Origin of the sequence: Pontibacter indicus, from assembly GCF_900156345.1 — a bacterium.
Taxonomy (GTDB): domain Bacteria; phylum Bacteroidota; class Bacteroidia; order Cytophagales; family Hymenobacteraceae; genus Pontibacter; species Pontibacter indicus.
Genome location: NZ_FTPP01000002.1, coordinates 1294810 through 1314844 on the forward strand (window position 1 = coordinate 1294810; position 20035 = coordinate 1314844).

General features: G+C 51.1%; 8 protein-coding genes. 5 read left to right on the forward strand and 3 right to left on the reverse strand.

Annotation, left to right across the window (positions count from 1 at the left end; all coding sequences use genetic code 11):
- Positions 1 to 22 precede the first annotated feature (22 nt).
- A complete protein-coding gene (locus tag B0B12_RS14525) occupies positions 23 to 976 on the forward strand; it encodes a PorP/SprF family type IX secretion system membrane protein (RefSeq protein ID WP_076670046.1) in 954 nt (317 codons plus the stop codon).
- A 701-nt stretch (positions 977 to 1677) separates the two neighbouring features.
- Here B0B12_RS14525 and B0B12_RS14530 read toward each other — a convergent pair.
- A complete protein-coding gene (locus tag B0B12_RS14530; RefSeq protein WP_076670049.1) occupies positions 1678 to 4266 on the reverse strand; it encodes a M14 family metallopeptidase in 2589 nt (862 codons plus the stop codon).
- Between the two features lie 138 nt (positions 4267 to 4404).
- Positions 4405 to 5217, reverse strand: a complete 813-nt coding sequence (locus tag B0B12_RS14535; protein WP_076670051.1) for a PepSY domain-containing protein — start codon at positions 5215 to 5217, stop codon at positions 4405 to 4407.
- 708 nt (positions 5218 to 5925) lie between these two features.
- On the opposite strand from B0B12_RS14535, the gene B0B12_RS20030 reads away from it, so the two are divergent.
- Complete coding sequence (locus B0B12_RS20030) at positions 5926 to 14268, forward strand: PKD-like domain-containing protein (protein ID WP_083704218.1); 8343 nt, start codon at positions 5926 to 5928, stop codon at positions 14266 to 14268.
- 64 nt (positions 14269 to 14332) lie between these two features.
- Here B0B12_RS20030 and B0B12_RS14555 read toward each other — a convergent pair whose 3' ends face one another.
- Positions 14333 to 15025, reverse strand: a complete 693-nt coding sequence (locus B0B12_RS14555; protein WP_076670060.1) for a TIGR02117 family protein — start codon at positions 15023 to 15025, stop codon at positions 14333 to 14335.
- 210 nt (positions 15026 to 15235) lie between these two features.
- Between B0B12_RS14555 and B0B12_RS14560 the strand changes: the two genes are divergently transcribed.
- The 3 genes from B0B12_RS14560 to B0B12_RS14570 all read left to right on the forward strand — a co-directional run bounded on the left by B0B12_RS14560 (position 15236) and on the right by B0B12_RS14570 (position 20020).
- Positions 15236 to 17794 carry a M14 family metallopeptidase gene (locus B0B12_RS14560; RefSeq protein ID WP_244554719.1) on the forward strand — a complete coding sequence of 853 codons (2559 nt, stop codon included), beginning with the start codon at positions 15236 to 15238 and terminating at the stop codon, positions 17792 to 17794.
- 165 nt (positions 17795 to 17959) lie between these two features.
- Positions 17960 to 18484, forward strand: a complete 525-nt coding sequence (locus B0B12_RS14565; protein ID WP_076670062.1) for a DinB family protein — start codon at positions 17960 to 17962, stop codon at positions 18482 to 18484.
- 96 nt (positions 18485 to 18580) lie between these two features.
- Positions 18581 to 20020, forward strand: coding sequence for an SLC13 family permease (locus tag B0B12_RS14570; RefSeq protein WP_076670064.1), 1440 nt, complete (start codon positions 18581 to 18583; stop codon positions 20018 to 20020).
- Positions 20021 to 20035 lie beyond the last annotated feature (15 nt).

The window sequence follows — 20035 nt, forward strand, 5'->3', positions numbered from 1 at the left end:
GCCATTTTAGAAAGAGACCGTTATGAAAAATAATATCTTAATAATTTGCTTCCTGCTGATCGCGTTCACGGCATCGGCCCAGCAGAAAGCCCTTTACTCGCAGTATATGACCAATTACTTCATTCTCAACCCGGCAGTAGCCGGGTTCGAGAAGGATGTAAGCATCAAAATGGGCTACCGTAACCAGTGGGTTGGCTTTGAGGGCGCTCCCAAAACCTTTTACGTGAGCGGCGAGGGTGCCCTGTTTAACAAGCACCTCAAGCGCAGCCGCAGGGCGCAGGGCTTCCATGGCGCGGGCGGCATGGTCTACACCGACCAGACTGGTCCCACCACCCGTACCGGCGCGCTGGCTTCCTACGCGTACCACGTACCCCTGAACCGAAGCATCTTCCTGTCGTCTGGCTTCTCAGCCGGTTTCCAGCAGTTCCGTTTCGACCCAGCCAAGGTGCGCCTGGCAGACGGCTCCAACGAGCGCGACCCAGTGACTAACCACGGCCGCGTGGATGCCTTCATGCCCGACCTGACGCTGGGTACGTTCATGCACTCCAAGGACTTTTACTTCGGCATATCTCTGTTTCAGGTACTGGGCAACAAGATCCACGAAGTGGATGGGGGAGAAGAAGTAAGCCGCCTCTCGCGCCACTTGTTTGTGTCGGGTGGGTATAACTTCGATGTGCACGACGAGATCATGCTGATGCCCTCTGCTTTGCTCAAGTACGTGCAGGGCGCCCCGATCCAGGCTGACTTTAACCTGAAGGCCTCCTACCACATGAGCAAGCGCCGCCAGAAAACCGTGTACGACGACCAAGTATGGGCTGGCGTTTCGTATCGCACCCAGGATGCCATTGTGGGTTTGGTTGGCGTGCAGTTTCAGGAACAGTTCCAGCTCAGCTATACCTACGACATTACCGTATCGCCGATGCGCCACCAGAGTGCTGGCTCCCACGAAATTGTACTAGGTTACCGCTTCAAATAAGAGCCAGGTCCATCGTTTACAAAAGAGAAAGGCCGGCGCATTTGCGCCGGCCTTTCTGCTTTTAAGGGCAGTTTATTGCCATTGAGTGTAGACTTGACTGGTTTGCTTTGTAGTTGCTTCTGCTGCAGGTATAGCAAGAGTGCTATTGCATAGCTGGCTTTTCGCCTGTGCGGCGGGCAGGTGGTATAGCTGGAGCTGTCGCAGGTATAGCAACCTGTACTGCTTTGTAGCTTGCCCTGGCCGGGCGGGCCTTACTTTTTTCCTTGATGAAAAAAGTAAGCAAAAAAATCAAGACGCTCCAAACTCGCTGAACGCTCAAACAGTGGAGCGTCGTAAAGTGCACCTGGCACCGCTATTCACTTTGTAGCCAGCGTGCAAGTTAGTTTTGCTATACCTGCCAGTTGTTTGTAACAATACCGGAAACTACAAAGTCAATACCTGGCACTGGTAATGGCAGAAAGTCCCCCTTCGAAGGGGGCAGGGGGATGTCAATCGTTACCTAATACCCTTCCGAAAAGAACGAGGGGAATGCATAAATCAGCTAAAGCACCAATTGAAACTACACTGCTATACCTGAGAAATAGCAATATCATAAATGTTCTCCCTGGTTGATAAAAGAGGCTATGTATTACAACCTGTAAAGCCAACAAAAAAGGCCGGTGCTCATGCACCGGCCTTTTTCTCAAAAGATAATCTATACCTTATTCATGTGCTGCTTCCTCGGCACGGGCGGAGCTTCCGCTGATAATCTGGCCGAAGAAAATGCTGTTGAGGAATAACTTGTTGGTACCAAACCAGAAGGCGCGGAAATTTGGGTTGTCCGTCATGCCGATCACTTTGCCGCCACCTAAAGCAGAAACAGAGATGGCTGCGGTGTTACCAAGCTGCTGCAGGTTGGGTTTTGAAATATAGCCGCTCAGCAGTGGCTTGGCAGTGTATAGCAACGGGTTTGCAAAAGGGCTCTTGCTCGGCTCCATGAACAAACGGTTGTCGCGGAACACGGGTAGTTTGCTGTTGTAGTAGCCATAGCCCAGCGGATGTGTCAGATCGAGGCTGGTTTCGAAGATGGCACCGCCGATTACCTGTGCACCGGTTGTGTTGCTCATGCTGGCGTAAGGTATACGGGCTGCGTTGTCAGCGGCTTCGTCCTGCTTGAAGCTGAAGCTGCCGATCTTATTATCCGCGAGCCAACGGGTGGCATTGCCCATACCGATTAACGTTCCTCCCTGCTGCACCCAGGTGCGCAGTCTGGTTTTGCCCATCTCCGAAATGCTGCCATAAGAACCATCCGCCATCACGATCACATTGTAGCGGCTTAGGTCGATGCGGTTCACAGAAGCGGCATTCACCATACTGGTGTTGATATCGAAACGATGGTCGAGCAGGTGCCAGGCCTCGCCGGCATCGTTGCTGTTCACGCCATCGCCAATCAGCATGGCTACTTTGGGCTGCTGCAAGGTATAGATGCCGGGACTTCCGAGGTTGATGCCGTCGGTAAATCCGGTGTTCATGGCGTGTACCGTAATGCCGTTGTCTTTGGCTATCTGGGTCATTAGTTCATGTATGCGCTCGGCATTGTGCGGCTGACCTGTCACCGGGATCAGGATGGTGCCATAGTCGAATTGCTTTCCATCGCCTGTAAACTTGCTCGTCGCTACGCGGGCCTGCAGACCGTGGTTGAAGAGCGTGTTGAGCGCTCGTGGGGCATAGTAACCGTGCCACTCAAATGCGTAAGCATATGCGCTGTTGCCGCCCACTACCTGACCTGTCGGGAAGTCAACAGAGGCGAGCTTCTGGCCCAGCATGTTGCGTTTGAACTGACCGGACTTCAGGTTGGCGTGCTCCAGGTTAAAGGCAAGCGGCAGCGTCCAGGCCGACACGTCGTAAAAGAGGCTGTCCTGGAACGAAGTGCGGCGCTCGAACATCCCTTCGATCAGCTTGTACTGCGGCTGATTGGTCGGTATGATGTAGCTATTCTCAGGCGTATAGGTCACGTTGTTGATCGTAAATTTTTCCTGCGGACGGTAAATGTCGATCTGATGCTGGTGGATGATCTCGGCCAAGTGATAGGCACGGGCAGGGTCTTTCTCGGCACTGAATACATAGGCACTGAACGAGGCCTTGGCAGACTCTCTCAGGGCATCGCGGTAAAAATCACGCTGGTGGGCCAGCAACTCCTCACGCATGTTCTGCACAGCCTCCAATGTAGAAAGCGTCGTGGTGAACTGGTTGCGGATGGTGAAAGGGAAAGTCAGTACGCCGTTCACGCTCTCCTGCGCATGGCCTCTGGAACTGGCCTGCTCAAACAAGATGCCGATGGCGCCATTCACATCCGGATAGGTGGAGCCTTTGCCATAATAGAAGTCATCGAAGCTCTCCTCGGTGTAGTAGAAAGATCCGATCTTATCGAGGGCCTTGGCATGGAAGCCGGCGATCTTTTTGGTCAGTTCGTAGTTTTTGGCTGGTGTGAGCGGGTGGTTGCGGCTCGGTATACCTGGCTGGAAGAAGAAAGTAGAGTTGGTGCCCATTTCGTGGTGATCGGTAAGCACGTTCGGCTTCCACTCATGGAACTTTACCAGTCTGCCCCTCGACTCAGGGTGCTGCAGTGGCAACCAGTCGCGGTTCAGGTCGAACCAGTAGTGGTTCGTGCGGCCACGTGGCCAGGCCTCGGCAAACTCCTCGCTGTTCGGGTCTGTTACCAGGTTTTTGCCGCGGTGCGTGTTCACCCAGCTGGCAAAGCGGTTCAGCCCGTCCGGGTTAATGGAGGGATCGATCAGGATTACCGTTTCGCTGAGCAGCTTTTCGATCTCAGGACCCTGCGCGGCAGCCAGGTGGTACAAGGTAAGCAAAGACGCATTGCTGCCGCTCGGTTCGTTGCCGTGCACGCTAAAACCCATCCAAACCACACCCGGCATGTTCTTGATGTCGAGCTTGCCAGAGGCATTCGGATCCGTCAGCTGACGGTGCTGCTCCTTGATGCGCTGGATGTTCTTGTGGTTCTCCGGTGAGGTGATGGTGAGCAGGTATAGCGGGCGGTTTTCGTGGGTGCGGGCATACTCCTCTATGGTGATACGATCGGAGAGCTCTGCCATCTGGCGCATATACATCGCCAATTGGTCGTGGCTCACGTGCCACTCGCCAACATTGTAGCCCAATATTTCTTTGGGGGTGGGAAATTCTTTGTTGTAGCTCACATCCTGCGGGAGGTAGTAGGAGAGGTCTCTCTGCGCCAAAGCCCACTGGCTAAGGAAGACCAGGGCCGCCGTGGCGAGCGCGTAAATTTTTCGCATGGGTAAGATAGTTTTAAGGGTGATCGTAGATTAGCGTTAGGTATGCAATTTCCCCTTTTGACGCGCCTTTTCCAAAAATAAAAGCCCCGCCGGTTAGGGCAAGGCTCAGGTGGAGAAGGTATAGCAATTTATTGAAGCTTAGCTGATAACGGGCCGCTTCCGTGCTTGCGTTCGCAACATGCTTCTGCGGGATGTGCCGTTGCTCACAAAATAGAGCGCGAAGCCGGAGAGGATCGTCACGATGCCAGCAACAGAAAACACCCGAAGCAGCAGATTGCCAAAGTTGTCGCGCCCCTGGTAGTCCATGGTGTGCAGCATCCAGAGGAAGTCGAAAACGCGCCACTTGTCGTTGCGGAATTTCGTGACCATGCCCTGTTCGGCTGCCACATACACAGTGGTCTGGGTAGGGTGCTCCATGGTGATGGCCCAGGCTGGGAGGGCGCTGCCCCTGTATTCGTGGTGCCCGGTCATGTTCTCCTGTGTGATATACTCCACTTTCGCCACCGCGACCGGATCCACGAAGCTTTGTTGGGCAAGTTCGATGGCCTCCTGTTCATTCAGGGCAGGGCGCAGCTCACCAGTTGCTGCAACGGCGAGCTGGGTTCGTACCATAGTTTGTCCCTGTTCGTGCCCAGTCCCGTGTTCGGCATAATCCTCAGCCTCCTGATAAGCGATTTGGTAGTGCGGTGTGCCCAGAATGTTGATCAGTTTGAGTGAGGTGATGGTAGCAGTGCGGGGTAACTGTGCCATGACCTCAGCAGGGGAGGCAAGTTTCGTATCGCTTGCAAGCGCCATGCCACCTGCTTTGCGCTGGTGGTCGCCGTGGATCTCGTCCAGGTCGCTGAAGCTGAAATAGATGCCTCCGATGGTCCACATAACAAACTGTATACCTGTGATAAGGCCCAGGTAGCGATGGGTTTTGCGGATGCGGAGGTGGGTGGTTCTTTTCATGGCATTTATCCTACAGGCAATCAATATACAGGATAGAATTACTTCGCACAAGCACTGCTTTTGTCAAACTCTAGGATTTTTTTAGCCTTTCATTGCTTTCTCATTGTCAATTCGTTTAACAGACTCTCAAATAAATGTCGGAGAAATTAGTGCAATTTATACTTAGACTAAAATATATATAAGTATTCATATTTAAGCTTGAATCATTATTAGGCGCATGTTGCGCTTTTATTCTAGGAGTTCTGAATTTAACAAGGGGTAAACAATAGTGCAATTTATTATATTTTTTTATTAATAACTTTAATATTATTTATTAAAAATTGCTATAATTATAACTAAATATGAAACTTTTATATTTAATAAAGGTATCATAAGCTAAATACGCTACCCTAACTAGCAAATCCTGTGAGTAATTTAGCCGAAAGTTTGCCAGGGCCATCCCTGTTCAAAGCAGATGGTCCATGTGAGTCAGCACCATCTGGCTCGTCAGTATCCTATATTCCCCCACCACAATGACAAAGCCCGGCTAACTGCGCCTGCTGGGCCAGCGAAAGCCTGACACTAACCAGGTAACTCTTACACAAGAGGCCTGCCTCCCCCTCCGAAGCTCCAGTAGAGCTTTCGTATGCTCCCTATTGCCTATTGTAAGCGAAAACAAGCACCAAATCCCTAATAGCGTGCTCGCATCTCACCTTAACCTTTGAGTATATGAGAAAGAATTTTACACGATTGATTAGTAGTGTTTCCCGAACCAAAAGCTTTGCAATCGCCCTCACCAGCCTGATGATTCTGGCTGGTTCTGTATATTTGATGGCGGCTGTGGGAGTGACTATTACTGGAGGAGGCTCCTTTCCTATTTCTGCTGATTTGGCTGCGAATGCAACAGCACCTGGCTTTACTTCAGTTGGGACAATTACTATTAGAGAAGTTTCTACTAATGATTTCGGTTCAAGTGGGAATATTGTATTAAGAGCTCCTGCAGGCTGGCGATTCAGAGGTTCGGGTGTTACAGCGAATGTGGCTATATATAATGATAACGGAGGTGTATCAATTGCTACCGGAGCGGCCACTTATAGCGCAGATGGAACAACTATTACAATTCCATTGACAGTTAATGGAACAAATAAACGTGAGCAAATAACTATATTAGGTGTTCAAGTTCAGGCTTTGGATGGTGCTAACGTGCCAGGAACTGGAAATATTAGGATTGAGGTGGCTGATGGTGCTACAGTTTCTGGTTTGCCGACTACGTTAATGCAATCAATATCCCAGAGAGCAGGTGCCGCTCGCAAATTAGCTTTTGCGCAACAGCCTACCACAACAGACATTTATACTGCTATTTCTCCTGCGCCTACCGTTCTTATTCAAGACCAGTTTAGTAACACGGTAACCAATGCTACCAATAGTGTCTCAGTGGCATTAGGTAACAATCCGGCTGGAGGCACACTAGGGGGAACTAAAACAATGGCTGCCGTTAATGGTATAGCTACTTTTTCTAGTTTAAGTATTGATGCTTCTGGAACAGGCTATACCTTCACAGCTTCCAGTAACTTGTTAATTTCTGGAACAAGTGCAGCTTTCAACATTACCAGTACACAACCGAACTTAGAATCGATTGAAGCACCTTGTATTACAATTGGAGCAGGAGCGACAGAGATTACATTACGTGGCTCCAACTTTGCCCGAAATGCAGTAGGCCGTATAGGAACTAGCGGTACCGGCATCAGAACTACCACATTTGTAAGCTCCACAGAGTTAAAAATGACTTTAACGGCTGGTGATTTAGCTACTGCTGGAAACAAGACCATGTATGTCGTTAACCCAGTTCCCGCTAATGGAGCAAATGTGTCTTCAGGACAAACAGTTGAGGTACACCATACAATAGAAACGGCCACAATTGGCAATAGTACGAGAAGTCCAGAATGCACGGGGGCCAGCAGAACGTATACTGCGCCAGCAGACTTTACTAACTACGATTGGACAGTATCTGAAGGTGCTACCATAACTTCTGCAACTTCTAATTCAAATGCGATCACTATTAGATATAATGATGTTGCTCCAACATCAGGCAAAGTAACTGTAACTGTAAAGGCTACAAATCCTTGCGGGGTTGCTGGAACCCGCTCATTTGATATCCTCGTTAACCAAACTCCTCCGGATGTCATCACTTATGACACTCCAACCACGTTCTGTGAGGGAGGTTCTGTGGTGCTTAAGGCCCCTGTGGCAGCATCTGGCGAACCTGCCTATGGTTATCAGTGGTTGCTTAATGGGGCAGCAATACCGGATGCAACTGCTTCGACTTACAAAGCAGAGGCAGCAGGAGGCTATAGAGTTACAGTTAGGGCAGCCGACCCAAATGTCTGTAGCAATACATCCGGTACAGTTACTGTATCCATCACTTCACCGCTAAATCAGGGAGCAATAACAGGAGTCACAACCTATTGCCATCTTGCCACTGTCGCTTCAGTAGATAGGCTAACCGCGACAGTAGAGGGGGGAACATACAATGATGGCAACTCTACTCGCCCAAGAACCTACCTTTGGGAGCAAAGCACCAATGGAAGTACAGGCTGGGAACCTGCCGCTGGTACAAACACCTCATCAGTTTATACCCCTTCTACAGCCGAGACCGGCACCACATACTACAGAAGAACAGTTTATGCCGGTGGTTGCGAAAATACCACGGAGCCAGTAGCGGTACTTGTAAAACCAAACCCAGTTACAACTGTCAGTGCAGACAATGCTGCAATTTGTCAAGGGGAGTCGGTAAAACTTACAGCAACTGGTGCGGATTCCTACGTCTGGTCTGTAGGCGGTATTCCGTTGAGTTCTTCAGATGCTGAAATTACAGTGACGCCAGCTGCAACTACGACCTATACTGTAGTAGGCTGGACTAATGACTGTAAATCTGCAACACAAACTATCACCATTACTGTAACCCCAGCCCTCACGCAGGGTGCTATAACCGGAACAACACAATACTGCCAGGTTGCAGGCGGAACAGGAACCAATCTGACCAGCACAGTCGCAGGCGGTATAACCGCAAAAGCCTATCAGTGGGAACAAAGCGTGAATGGAAGTACGGGTTGGGAGCCTGCTGCAGGTACAAATAGCACAGCCAACTTTGCTCCTTCTATAGCAACGGCAGGCACTATGTACTACCGAAGAGTAGTAACTTCCGGTAGTTGTACCAGCATAGGCGATCCAATAGCTGTAACTGTTACGCCTGCTGTAACAAATGAAATTTCAGAGACGCAGGTTGTATGTTCAGGCGACCCTATTCAACCACTGACAGGCACATTCACAGGTGGCGACCCTGCTGATATAAGCTTTGTTTGGGAGCAGAGCCCAAATGGCTCCACCTCTTGGACCGAGGCAACGGGGGCAAACACGGGGGCAAACTATGCACCTGCTACAGAGAATGTAACTACTACTAAAACAACTTACTACAGACGCAAGGTTGTATCCGGCAACTGTACGCTTTATAGCAATACAGTTAGTGTGAGAATAACGGCACGACCTGTGGCTGCTATTACACAGGGAACGAATACTTACTTTTGTCCTACTGGCAGTCCTGGTACAGCGGCTCTGACTGCCTCATTATCTGGAGCAAGTTATAACTGGTATAAAGTAGGCGAGTCAGAGTCCATTGGTGATACTCGTACTATAAACGTTTCTGAAGCCGGTGAATATTTTGTAGTAGTGACGGCAAATAATTGCTCAGCAACATCTGACAAGATTTTGGTTCAGGAAACGGTTGTGAATAACAACGTACTGAATAGCCCGAACCAATTGGTATGCTATGGAGGAACTCCAGAAAAACTCGTAGGTAGCGCGGCATCCTCCCGCTTTAATAATGTGGTATATCAGTGGCAGGAAAAAACTTCAGAAGGAGGTAGCTTTACAAACATATCAGGAGCAACAGGTGCCGACCTTATACTGGGTGCCCACACTGCCGACAGGTGGTATCGCAGGGTAGCCGCAGAAGGTAGTTGTGCGATCTACAGTAATGAGATTCATGTTGAAGTCAAACCTGAGCTAAAGGTTACGAATATACCAGCTTCAGCTACTGCTATTTGCAATAGTACTTTGTTTCAGTTCGATCCTAATGGAAGTGCAGCTGGAGCTACTTTCGCCTGGACTAGAGCTGCTGTAGAAGGTATCAGCAATCTGCCTGTTACAAACGGGGGGGGCGGTATAAACGAGACGTTGATAAATACCTCTACGGCACCAATAGATGTAACTTACATTTATACGACTAGTGGCAATGATAACTGTACCGGCGCTCCACAAAACCTAGTAGTACGCGTCAATCCAACGCCTGTGCTAAATAGCTCCCTAACACCCCCAGCTATTTGCGGCGGGACTGAATTTGATTATACTGCTAGAAGTGCTACTTCTGGTACAACATTTAGCTGGGTACGACAACCTGCTGCAGGTATAACAACAACTGCAGATGCTAGTGGCACCGGAGCGAAAGTAGAACATGTTCTAACAAACACAACCGCAGATCCAATAGATGTAACCTATACCTATACACTGACTGCGAACGGTTGTTCCAACACCCAGGATGTTGTGGTTACAGTTAACCCAAGGCCACAACTGAGCAGCACCTTGACACCTACAGCGATCTGCAGCGGAACCGCATTTACTTATGAACCAGACAGCGAAACGGATGGGGCTTCATTCTCCTGGATCAGACTAGCAGCCACAGGAATAACAAGCGATGGCGGGACAACAGGAGTTGGGACTATCAACCAATCGCTCACCAACAGTGGCACTGCTCCAGTAAATGTGACTTACCGCATCACGACTACTGCAAATGGATGCCCCGGCACAGCCCAGGATGTTGTGGTTACCGTTAACCCAAGTCCAAAATTAAGCACCCCACTTACAAGTAGCGTATGTAGTGGCAGTACATTCATATACGAACCTGCCAGTGCGACTACTGGTGCTACATTCTCTTGGAGCAGAGCAGCATCAGGAGGTAATGCAGCTTCTAGCGGGACAGGCGATATTAGTGAAGTGCTCACCAACTCGACCACTGCGCCGATTACAGTTACTTACGAAATCACTACACGGGCGAACGGCTGCAACGGGGAGCCACAGAACTTGGTAGTAACCGTTAACCCGAGACCACAACTTAGCAGCCCACTTACCGCCACAGTTTGTAGTGGTGTGGCCTTCAGCTATACGCCTGCAAGCGCTACAACAGGAGCTACTTATACCTGGACAAGAGCTGCTGTGCCAGGTATTTCGAACGCGGCAGTAACAAACGGAACCGGCGCAGTAAACGAAACGCTGGTGAACACAACTGCTAATCCGGTTGATGTAACATATGTTTACACAACAACGGCTAACGGCTGTGCAGGAAACTCAACTCAGAACGTAGTGGTAACTGTTAACCCAAGACCACAACTAAGCAGTACCCTCACACCTACTGCTGTATGTAGTGGCACACCGTTTAGCTATGAACCAACAAGTGCTACAACGGGTGCGACATTCTCCTGGACCAGAGCGGCTGTTACAAGCGTCAGCAATCCAGCAGTAACTACGCCGGTCGCAGGCGCTGTAAATGAGACATTGGTGAATATCGGCACTGCTCCGGTTACCGTAACTTACCGTTATACCACTACTTATGCATCGAATGGTAGCTCATGCGCAGGTACTGTTCAAGAGGTAAAAGTAGTCGTGAACCCTTCGCCAAGACTGAGCAGCACGCTAACGCCAACAGCAGTATGCAGCGGAAACACATTTACATATAATCCTCAAAGTGCCACAACTGGAGCTACCTACACCTGGACCAGAGCAGCGGTGCCAGGCATTAGCAGCCCGGCCGTTACAACGCCGGTAGCAGGAGGTGTGAGTGAAGTGCTGGAGAACACAACTGCCAGCGCAATTGATGTAACTTATGTATTCAACACGACAGCTAATGGTTGTACAGGTGCTTCACAAAATGTAACCGTAAAAGTGAATCCAAAACCTGTTGCAACTTTCAGTGGTGTCACAGATGGCCAGACAGTGTACTCAGATGGCGGAACGATCACACTTACGCCAACGGTAGCGGGAGGAACTTTCTCCATCGTATCTCCAGCAGGCACCGAAGGTTTAGATGGACGTGTTCTGACTCCTTGTACAGCACTGGGTTCAGCAACGGAAAAGGAAATCACCATCCGTTACACTATAAATCCATCCTCCAATGGCATTACTTGTACAGCTTTCGAGGAAAAGAAAGTACTTCTGAAGCGGTCAAGATACGTTGTTGTAATCGAAGCAAATCCGTTCCCAACTTGTAGAGGTCAGAATACAACTTATAGAGCGGTAGTTTATAAAGATCCTGTATCTGTTACGTATCCTTATTTGGTTAATAGTAATGGTCAACCTGTAGATAGAAATGGAAGTTTATTGGGTGCCAAGACCTATCCTATACCCAATCCCGCTTACCCTTACCCAGCAAATGCTCCTCAGATTCTAAAGGATAATGCCTACAGATATTACCAGCCTATTGTAGTGGGCGGTGAGAGAGTGAACGATGGAGCAGATGCAGCGAAGTTTACTTACCGCTGGACTAAAAACTACGATGTTTATCCTTTTGGTAATACTGTAGAAGCCGGTAACGCGGGCCTTTCATCTGAAGACTACTATGCGGTTTCTATAACAGCTGGTCCTGCAAATAGCTGTATATCCTCTATTCCAACGGGTCCAGATGGCCCAACGAGTGGCATCTGGTCAAACCGAACTTATACAGCGGCCCCTATCAACTACGTGGTAGATCTGACAACTGATAAAACCACTATTTGCGAAGGTGGAGCAGTCACAATGTCGGCCAACCTGGATGCAGCCTTTGCATTCTGGAAAGACATTGAACTGACACTTTATTGGATGGTGCAGCGGCCAGGAATTCAGACACCAATTGAGTTAAGCTCAACAAAATACACTACCGGTAATACTGTCTCTTTTAGCACGACAGGTCCAGCTGGTGGCTTCCGTGACGGGGACATCGTTTATGTTGAGTTCAGTTCCGTAATAGATAGGCAAAACAATGTGAGCAGTAAGTGCTCCAGAGGTTTTACAACAAACCAGATTCCGATCACCGTAGTTGGTACTCAGACTATGGCCGGAGGTGGTGCATTCTGTTCGGGTGGCACAGGAGTACCTGTAAGCCTTGCCAGTTCACAGCGAAATGTGTTTTACCAACTGATGCGTGATGGTCAACCTGTTGGCAGTCCTGTAGCAGGTACAGGTAACGCACTGCCTTTTGGTAACCAAACAGTAGCTGGTTCTTACACCGTACAGGCATTAGCTACCACCACTGCAACAGCTTGTCTCACTTACGGACCTGTGAATGTGTACGTCACGCCACAGCCTATAGCTCAGACCTTGACAGCAGCCAACAATGGGGAATACTGTGCAGGAGGTACTGGTGTAGCAATTACGCTTAATGGATCTCAAAGCGGTGTGAAATACCAGCTGCAGCGCACAGTGAGTGGTTCAACCACAAATGTGGGTCAAGAAGTGTTAGGAGATGGGCAGCCAATTGTATTCCCAAATCAGACAGCTGCTGGTGAATATCGAGTATTGGCTACCACAGTTGCACAGGATGGAACAGTAGCTGCCTGCCCGCTGCCAATGGGTAGAGCAATTATCACCATCAATCCTATACCTACTGTTGCTGTAAACAGCCCGTCAACCTGTGCCGGAACGCCAGTGCAGGTAACTGCTACTCCAGTAGTAGGTACAGCACCGTTCAGCTATACCTGGACTGTTCCAGCGGGTTGGACAGGACCTATCCCGACTACTGCTAGCTTTATGACAACGGTGCCGGGTACCTACACGGTAGCGGTGAGAGACGCTAAATCCTGCGCTATGAGTACGCCTGTTAGCACGACTGTGGTTGTGAAAGAACTGCCGACTGTAACGGTGAACGACGTGACGGTTTGCGCAGGTACAGCTGCTACTGTAACTGCTACACCAGCTGATGGTGTCGGCCCTTATACCTATACCTGGACAGTTCCGTCAGGAGCCGCCAATCCTGGTAACGTAGCGAGCTTCCAAACTACGACTGCAGGCCAATACAGCGTACGTATCCAGGATAGCCAATCCTGCTCTGCCAGCGAAGCCGCAACTAGTACAGTTACTGTCAACCCTATTCTCCCGGTAACTGCTAAAATCCTGATTTTCGATGAAACTGGTACTCAGATTGAGGACGAATCCAAAATGGAGTTTGGTATGAAATATACCTTTAAGGTCGAGTCTAACATGATTGATCTCGATGGTGCTGATATTAGCTCTATAAAATGGTGGATGGGTGATGGCACAGACGGCGGCTGGGTAATGGTAGAACAAGGAGTTACCGAGTTTACCATGAAAGAACCAATGGGTGCCTTGCGGGTGTCAATCAAATGTGATATACCTGCAGTACCAGGAACCTGTTTCGCATTGGACGCGAGTAACATATTCTCCATATTTACTGAACCCATTGTCCCTCTCCCAGTCGAACTCCTCTACTTCAATGCCAAGAAGCAAGGTGCCGACGTAGTCCTGGATTGGGCGACGGCTTCCGAGCTTGACAACAAAGGCTTTGAGGTGCAGGTGTCGAGTGATGCGAAGAACTTCAGAGCACTAGGCTTTGTGGAATCGAAGGTGAATACGACCAGCCTGAAGCAGCTCTATACCTTCGTGGACAAGGAGAACGGCAAGCAGGGTGTGCGTTACTATCGACTGAAGCAGGTGGACCTGGATGGCAAGTCTGAGGTCTTCAACATCAGGGCGGTGCACTTCGATGTGGTGTCGGCCAACAAAGTGAAGGCTTATCCGAATCCATTCCACTCTGAAATAGAGCTGAGCATCGATGCGGAACTGGACGGCGAGCTACAGATCACGGTGACCACGGCTACCGGCCAGCAATTGCTGCAGCGAACTGTGCAGGTGGCCAAGGGCACTAACATCGAAAAGCTGACGCTCGATCCGAACCTGCCACGCGGCGTGTACATCATCTCTACCCGCATGGGCGATTTCAACAGTCATTTCAAATTACTCAAACAATAGACTATTAGGGTTTAATAAGAAAACCCCGGGTATCTTACCCGGGGCTTTTATTTTTATACCTGGCTCAATCCCGCACCTGCCGCATCACCACAAACGAAAAAGGCGCCCAAAGCGCGGCCCGGTGTCCCATGGCTTTGAGTCCGCCGTTTACCCAGCTGTTGCAGGTCTTGAAGAGGTGAAACTTGCCGTTGGCTTCGTAGAAATTGTCGCGGGTATGGTAGCCTTTGCCTTCGATCAGCAGAAACTCGCCATTGGGTTGCTGCTGGAAGGTGTTTAGGATATACTGCACAAGGGCCTGGTACTGCGCCTGGGTGATAATAACAGGCTGCTGGTATTTGTTTTGCCGGAGCGGTTGGGCGATATATTCTACGTGCATGGCCGTGCGGGTAGGCCAGAAGAGCGAAGTGATGGCAGTGGTGAGGGTAAGGTCTTTCCACTCGGGTGTTTCCATGTAAAACTGCCGGTCGCCCCAGCCAAAGCCCACATGGGTAAAGGAACTGTCGGCACCGGCAAAGTCCTGCAGGTATAGCCTGTCGCGCCAGTCGATGAGGTCGGTCTTCACAGGCAGCACCAGGTCGGTGTGCACGCCGTTGTCGGTCACAAAGATCTCTATACCTTCGGTGGCCTGTGCGTAGCTGCTGTTGACAGGTATGCTGCCCAGCGTCAGGCCGGCCAGTACATACAGCACGGTCATGATGGCTAGCCCTGCCAGAAATGCCAGGAAACCCTTGCCGGTCTTTCGCCAAAACAGATACATCGCTATAGGTACGCACATAAACGGTTTGGTATCAGGTATAGAAAATAAACGGAAGGCTGCCCGCTTAAATTCCATGCTCGATTTGGATAAGTTTTCTGATAAAAGTATCCCCAAGCTTTAGCGGTATAAAATTGTCAGATTCAGCTTTTTTGCGCAGATTGTGCCTTTATTTTCCATACCTGTCACATCCCCTCTTTAAAGAGATACATCATGCAAAACACCATGAAGCGATTGTTCGCTTTTGCCCTCTTGTTGCTGAGTTTGCAAACGGCCTTAGCCCAAAAGCAGGCCCTGCAGACACCGGCGCAATTCCTGGGCTATACCTTGGGCCAGGAGTTTACGACCCACGCCCGCATTACAGACTATGTGCTATACCTGGCACAGCAGGCTCCAAACCGTATACGGGTGCAGGAGTATGGCAAAACCTACGAGGGACGCCCTTTGCTGCTCGCTTATGTGGCCAGCGACGAGAACCTCCCGCGTCTGGAGCAGATCCGGGAGAACAACCTGCGGCAGGCAGGTATAGCCAGCGGCGCAGTGCAGGGCAAGCAGCCGGCAATCCTCTGGATGAGTTACAATATTCATGGAAACGAGTCGGTGAGCAGCGAGGCGGTGCTGCAAGTGCTCTACGATCTGGTAGACCCCAACAACCAGCAGACCAAGAAGTGGCTGGAGAATACGGTCGTGATCCTGGACCCATGCGTGAACCCGGATGGACGCGAGCGCTATGTGCAGTGGTACAAGCAGACACAGAACCGCGGTGGCAATGCCTCGCCCTATGCCTGGGAGCACTACGAACCCTGGCCGGGCGGCAGACCCAACCACTATTACTTCGACCTGAACCGCGATTGGGCCTGGCAGACACAGATCGAGTCGAAGCAGCGTATGGCGCAGTACAACCAGTGGCTACCGCAGGTGCACGCCGACTTCCACGAGATGGGACCGGAACAGCCTTACTACTTTTCGCCAGCCGCCAAGCCGCTGCACGAGAGCATCACGCCCTGGCAGCGCGACTTCCAGTATACCATCGGTGATTATAACCGTAAATACTTCGACCAGAACAACTGGCTCTATTTCACCCGCGAAAACTTCGACCTTTTCTACCCCAGCTACGGCGACACCTGGCCTACCTTCAACGGCGCCATCGGCATGACCTACGAGCAGGGCGGCTCCGGCCGGGCTGGGCTGGCCTACAAGAAGCAGGACGGTGACACGCTCACCCTAACGGACCGCATCGCGCACCACCACATCGCCAGTTTGGCCACTTTGCAAGCTACGGCTGAAAAGGCAGACCAACTGACGCAGGAGTTTCGCAAGTACTACGACAACAACCTCAAAAAGCCGGGTGGCGACTACAAGACCTTCGTGTTCAAGGCTGATGACCGCAGCACCGGCAATCTCAAAGCGCTCACCGACTACCTCGACCAACAGCAGATCCGATACGGCTATGCAGGCAAAAACAGCTCAACCAGAGGCTTCAACTACGCCACCGGCAAAGAAGAAAGCGTGAAGGTTAGCCAAAACGACCTGGTGGTGAGCATGTACCAGCCGAAATCCACGCTGGTGAAAGTGCTGTTCGAACCGAACTCCAACCTGGAGGATTCCCTGACTTACGACATCACTTCCTGGGCCATGCCTTACGCTTTCGGTGTGCAGGCCTATGCCCTGAAGAGCCGTCTGGAGGCAGGCAACCAAAAACCAACCAAAGTGGCCAACACTATTACTGTGGAGCGTCCTTTCGCTTACCTGGCCCGTTGGAATAGCCTGCAGGACGTGAAATTCCTGACCGACCTGATGGCACAGAAAGTAAAAGTACGCATGTCGGAGAAGCCGTTTGAGATGGAAGGCAAGCAGTACGAAGCCGGTACCTTGATCATCACCCGTACCGGAAACGAAGGAATGGGCGACAAACTGGATGCTGTGGTTCGTGCCACTGCCGACAAGCATGGCGTGCCGCTGCAGGCTTCCACGACGGGCTTTGTGAGCAGCGGCGCCGACTTCGGTTCGGGCAGTGTGCGTTTCCTCAAAATGCCGAAGGTAGCGGTGATGTCGGGAGAGGGTGTGTCGCCTTACGCGTTTGGGGAAATCTGGCACTACTTTGAACAGCAGATCGGCTACCCAGTGACGGTGCTGGGCACCAATTACTTCGCCAATGTGCCGTTGCACGAGTTCGATGTGCTGATCTTGCCTGCCGGTTCTTACGGCCGCGTGCTGAACGAGCAGGCGCTGGAGCAAGTGAAGAATTGGGTGCGTGGTGGCGGCAAACTGATCGCGCTCGAGAGTGCCGCAGGTTTCCTGGCAGGCAAGAAAGACTTCAACCTACAAAAGAAGAGCGAAGGAGAGGGTGCAGAGAAAGACAAGGCCAAAGAATCAAAAGAGGACCCCTACCGACTGCTTCGTGCTTACGGCGACCGCGAGCGGGAAGCCATTTCTGAAGACGTGCAGGGCAGTGTGTTCCGCGTGAACCTCGATAAAACCCACCCGCTGGCATTCGGCTACGGCGACACGTATTATGCCCTGGTGCGCACCTCCGATACCTTCAGCTTCATGAAGGACGGCTGGAACGTAGGCGTGCTCAAGAAAGACAATTACGCCACCGGCTTTGTAGGTGCTAAGGCGAAGGAGCGACTTAGAGACGCACTGATCCTGGGTACGCAGCCCATGGGCAGGGGGCAAGTGGTATACCTGGCCGACAACCCGTTGTTCCGTGGTTTCTGGCACAACGGCAAACTGCTCTTCGGCAACGCTGTCTTCCTGGTGGGGCAATAGCCATTTCCTGTCTGCCGCCGCTGAGCAGTAGGTATAGATTGAATCATTGCAAAGGCCTGGCTTTCACAAGTCGGGCCTTTGTTTTTAGTTGTATTTGGGAACAGGATACGCGTATAATTTGTACCTTCACGTATACCTATGGTACTACCATCTTAAGCCAAAACTATGGAGAGAATCATCACCGCGCCTGATCCAACTGAATACGACGAATTTTTCAACAGCTACATCACCAATGCGAACACCGACGACTTGTTGTCGGCGCTGGCGGCAAGCGAGGAGTACATTGTCAATTTCATGCTCTCCCTCAAAGAGCAACAGCTGAAACACCGCTACCAGCCCGGCAAGTGGTCGATCAAGGAGATGCTGGTGCACATGGCCGATACCGAGCGCATATTCGCCTACCGTGCCCTCTGCTTCGCCCGAAACGATAAGACAGAGCTGCCCGGTTTCGATGAGAACGCTTATGCCGAACATAGCAAAGCCGATGAGCGACCGATTACCTCTATTTTGGCCGAATATGCCGCTGCACGTCAATCCACGATCGAGCAATTTAAGGCCTTTGATGACGAGATGCTGAGTCACGCAGGTATAGCCAGCGGTCGTAAGGTGTCGGTGCGGGCATTGGGCTTTGCCATTCTGGGCCACGAGATCCACCATCTCAACATCATCCGGCAGCGTTACTTAGTCTAGCCCATAGGGCTATACCTTGCGCAGGTAGAGCGAAGTTGTTTTTCTGTGTAGCGATAAACCAGTAAGTAATGCTGGCTTATCGCTATATTTATATCCATGACGCTTACCAGAAGAAATATAGGCTTGTTGCTGGCGCCTCTGCTGGCTATTGTGATGTGGTGGCTGACAGATGGCCTCGAGCCGCAGGCACGGAAAGTGGCCACGATCATGGTTTTTTGCCTGGTCTTCTGGATGACCGAAGTGATTCCGCTTTCCATGACAGCTTTTCTGGGCGTCACGCTGGCTATCCTGACAGGTATAGCCGACGTCAACACAGCCTTCCAGAACCTGGGCCACCCGATCATCCTGCTCTTTATCGGTAGTTTCTTGCTGGCCCGCTCCATGACCCGCCACGGGCTCGACAAACGCATCGCCCTTTACATCTTGTCGCGACCTGTCTTCCAGCGAAGTCTGTTCAGCATGTTTCTGGGTTTCTCGCTGGTGTCGTACTTGCTGTCGATGTGGGTGAGCAACTCGGTAACGGTGGCGATGCTGCTGCCGCTAACCATCGGGGTGCTGCACCTTATCCAGGAGCCGGAGTCCGGGAAAAGCCCGGCGCCATTTTTCCTGCTTGGCATCGCCTACAGCGCTTCTATTGGAGGAGTGGGCACCATTATCGGCTCGCCGCCTAACCTGATTGGGGTAAACTACCTGGCTAAAGAGGGCATCACGATTGACTTTCTGCAATGGATGATCATGGCCATGCCCATGTCGCTGAGTATGTATGGGCTTATGCTGCTGTATATGTGGTGGTTTTTGAAGAAATTCAGCTTTAGTGCGGCAGGTATACAAGCCTATGTGGCGGAGCACACCCGCTCGCAGCCGCCCATCTCGAAGGGAGAGCAGATCACCATGTGGGTGTTTTTGCTGGCCGTTGTGCTGTGGTTGAGTCCGGGCGTGTTTAACCTGCTGGGTATGGAGCAGGCCTATACCTTTATGAGTACTTATTTTGCCGAAAGTACGGTGGCCGTGCTGGCTGCTTTGCTGCTTTTCCTGATTCCGCCGGGGCAGGAGAATGGGGGAGAAGGCACCCTGACCACGGCCGACCTTGTGAAGATAGACTGGGACACGATTCTGTTGTTCGGCGGAGGCATGGCCTTGGGGCAACTGGTAGTAAGTTCGGGTTTGGCTGGGCTGATAGGAACGGGCATCATTTCTTTTGTCCACCCGGGGCAACAGGTGTTGCTGGTGTTTGTGCTGGTAACAGGCGTTATTTTCCTGACAGAGGTGAGCTCGAACACCGCCATCGCCATTACGTTCGTGCCCATTGTGATCGGCATTGTCAACCAACTCGGTGTGCCGGAGCTTTACCCTGTGCTGGGCGTGGTAGTGGCATGCAGCATGGCATTTATGTTACCCGTAGCCACGCCGCCCAATGCCATTGTGTATGGCACCAAGCAAGTTTCCATCGAAGAGATGGCGCGTGCTGGCTTTGTACTCAACGTACTCGGCTCGTTTGTGATCACAGCCTGGGTGCTCTTCTTTATGTCCCGCTGATTTTATACCTTGTCA

What these genes read in the sequence shown, in the direction of transcription:
- B0B12_RS14560 (WP_244554719.1), top strand. Translation starts at nt 15,236, where the DNA reads ATGCAAAACACCATGAAGCGATTGTTCGCTTTTGCCCTCTTGTTGCTG.
- B0B12_RS14555 (WP_076670060.1), bottom strand. Translation starts at nt 15,025, where the DNA reads ATGTATCTGTTTTGGCGAAAGACCGGCAAGGGTTTCCTGGCATTTCTG.
- B0B12_RS20030 (WP_083704218.1), top strand. Translation starts at nt 5,926, where the DNA reads ATGAGAAAGAATTTTACACGATTGATTAGTAGTGTTTCCCGAACCAAA.
- B0B12_RS14530 (WP_076670049.1), bottom strand. Translation starts at nt 4,266, where the DNA reads ATGCGAAAAATTTACGCGCTCGCCACGGCGGCCCTGGTCTTCCTTAGC.
- B0B12_RS14570 (WP_076670064.1), top strand. Translation starts at nt 18,581, where the DNA reads ATGACGCTTACCAGAAGAAATATAGGCTTGTTGCTGGCGCCTCTGCTG.
- B0B12_RS14565 (WP_076670062.1), top strand. Translation starts at nt 17,960, where the DNA reads ATGGAGAGAATCATCACCGCGCCTGATCCAACTGAATACGACGAATTT.
- B0B12_RS14535 (WP_076670051.1), bottom strand. Translation starts at nt 5,217, where the DNA reads ATGAAAAGAACCACCCACCTCCGCATCCGCAAAACCCATCGCTACCTG.
- B0B12_RS14525 (WP_076670046.1), top strand. Translation starts at nt 23, where the DNA reads ATGAAAAATAATATCTTAATAATTTGCTTCCTGCTGATCGCGTTCACG.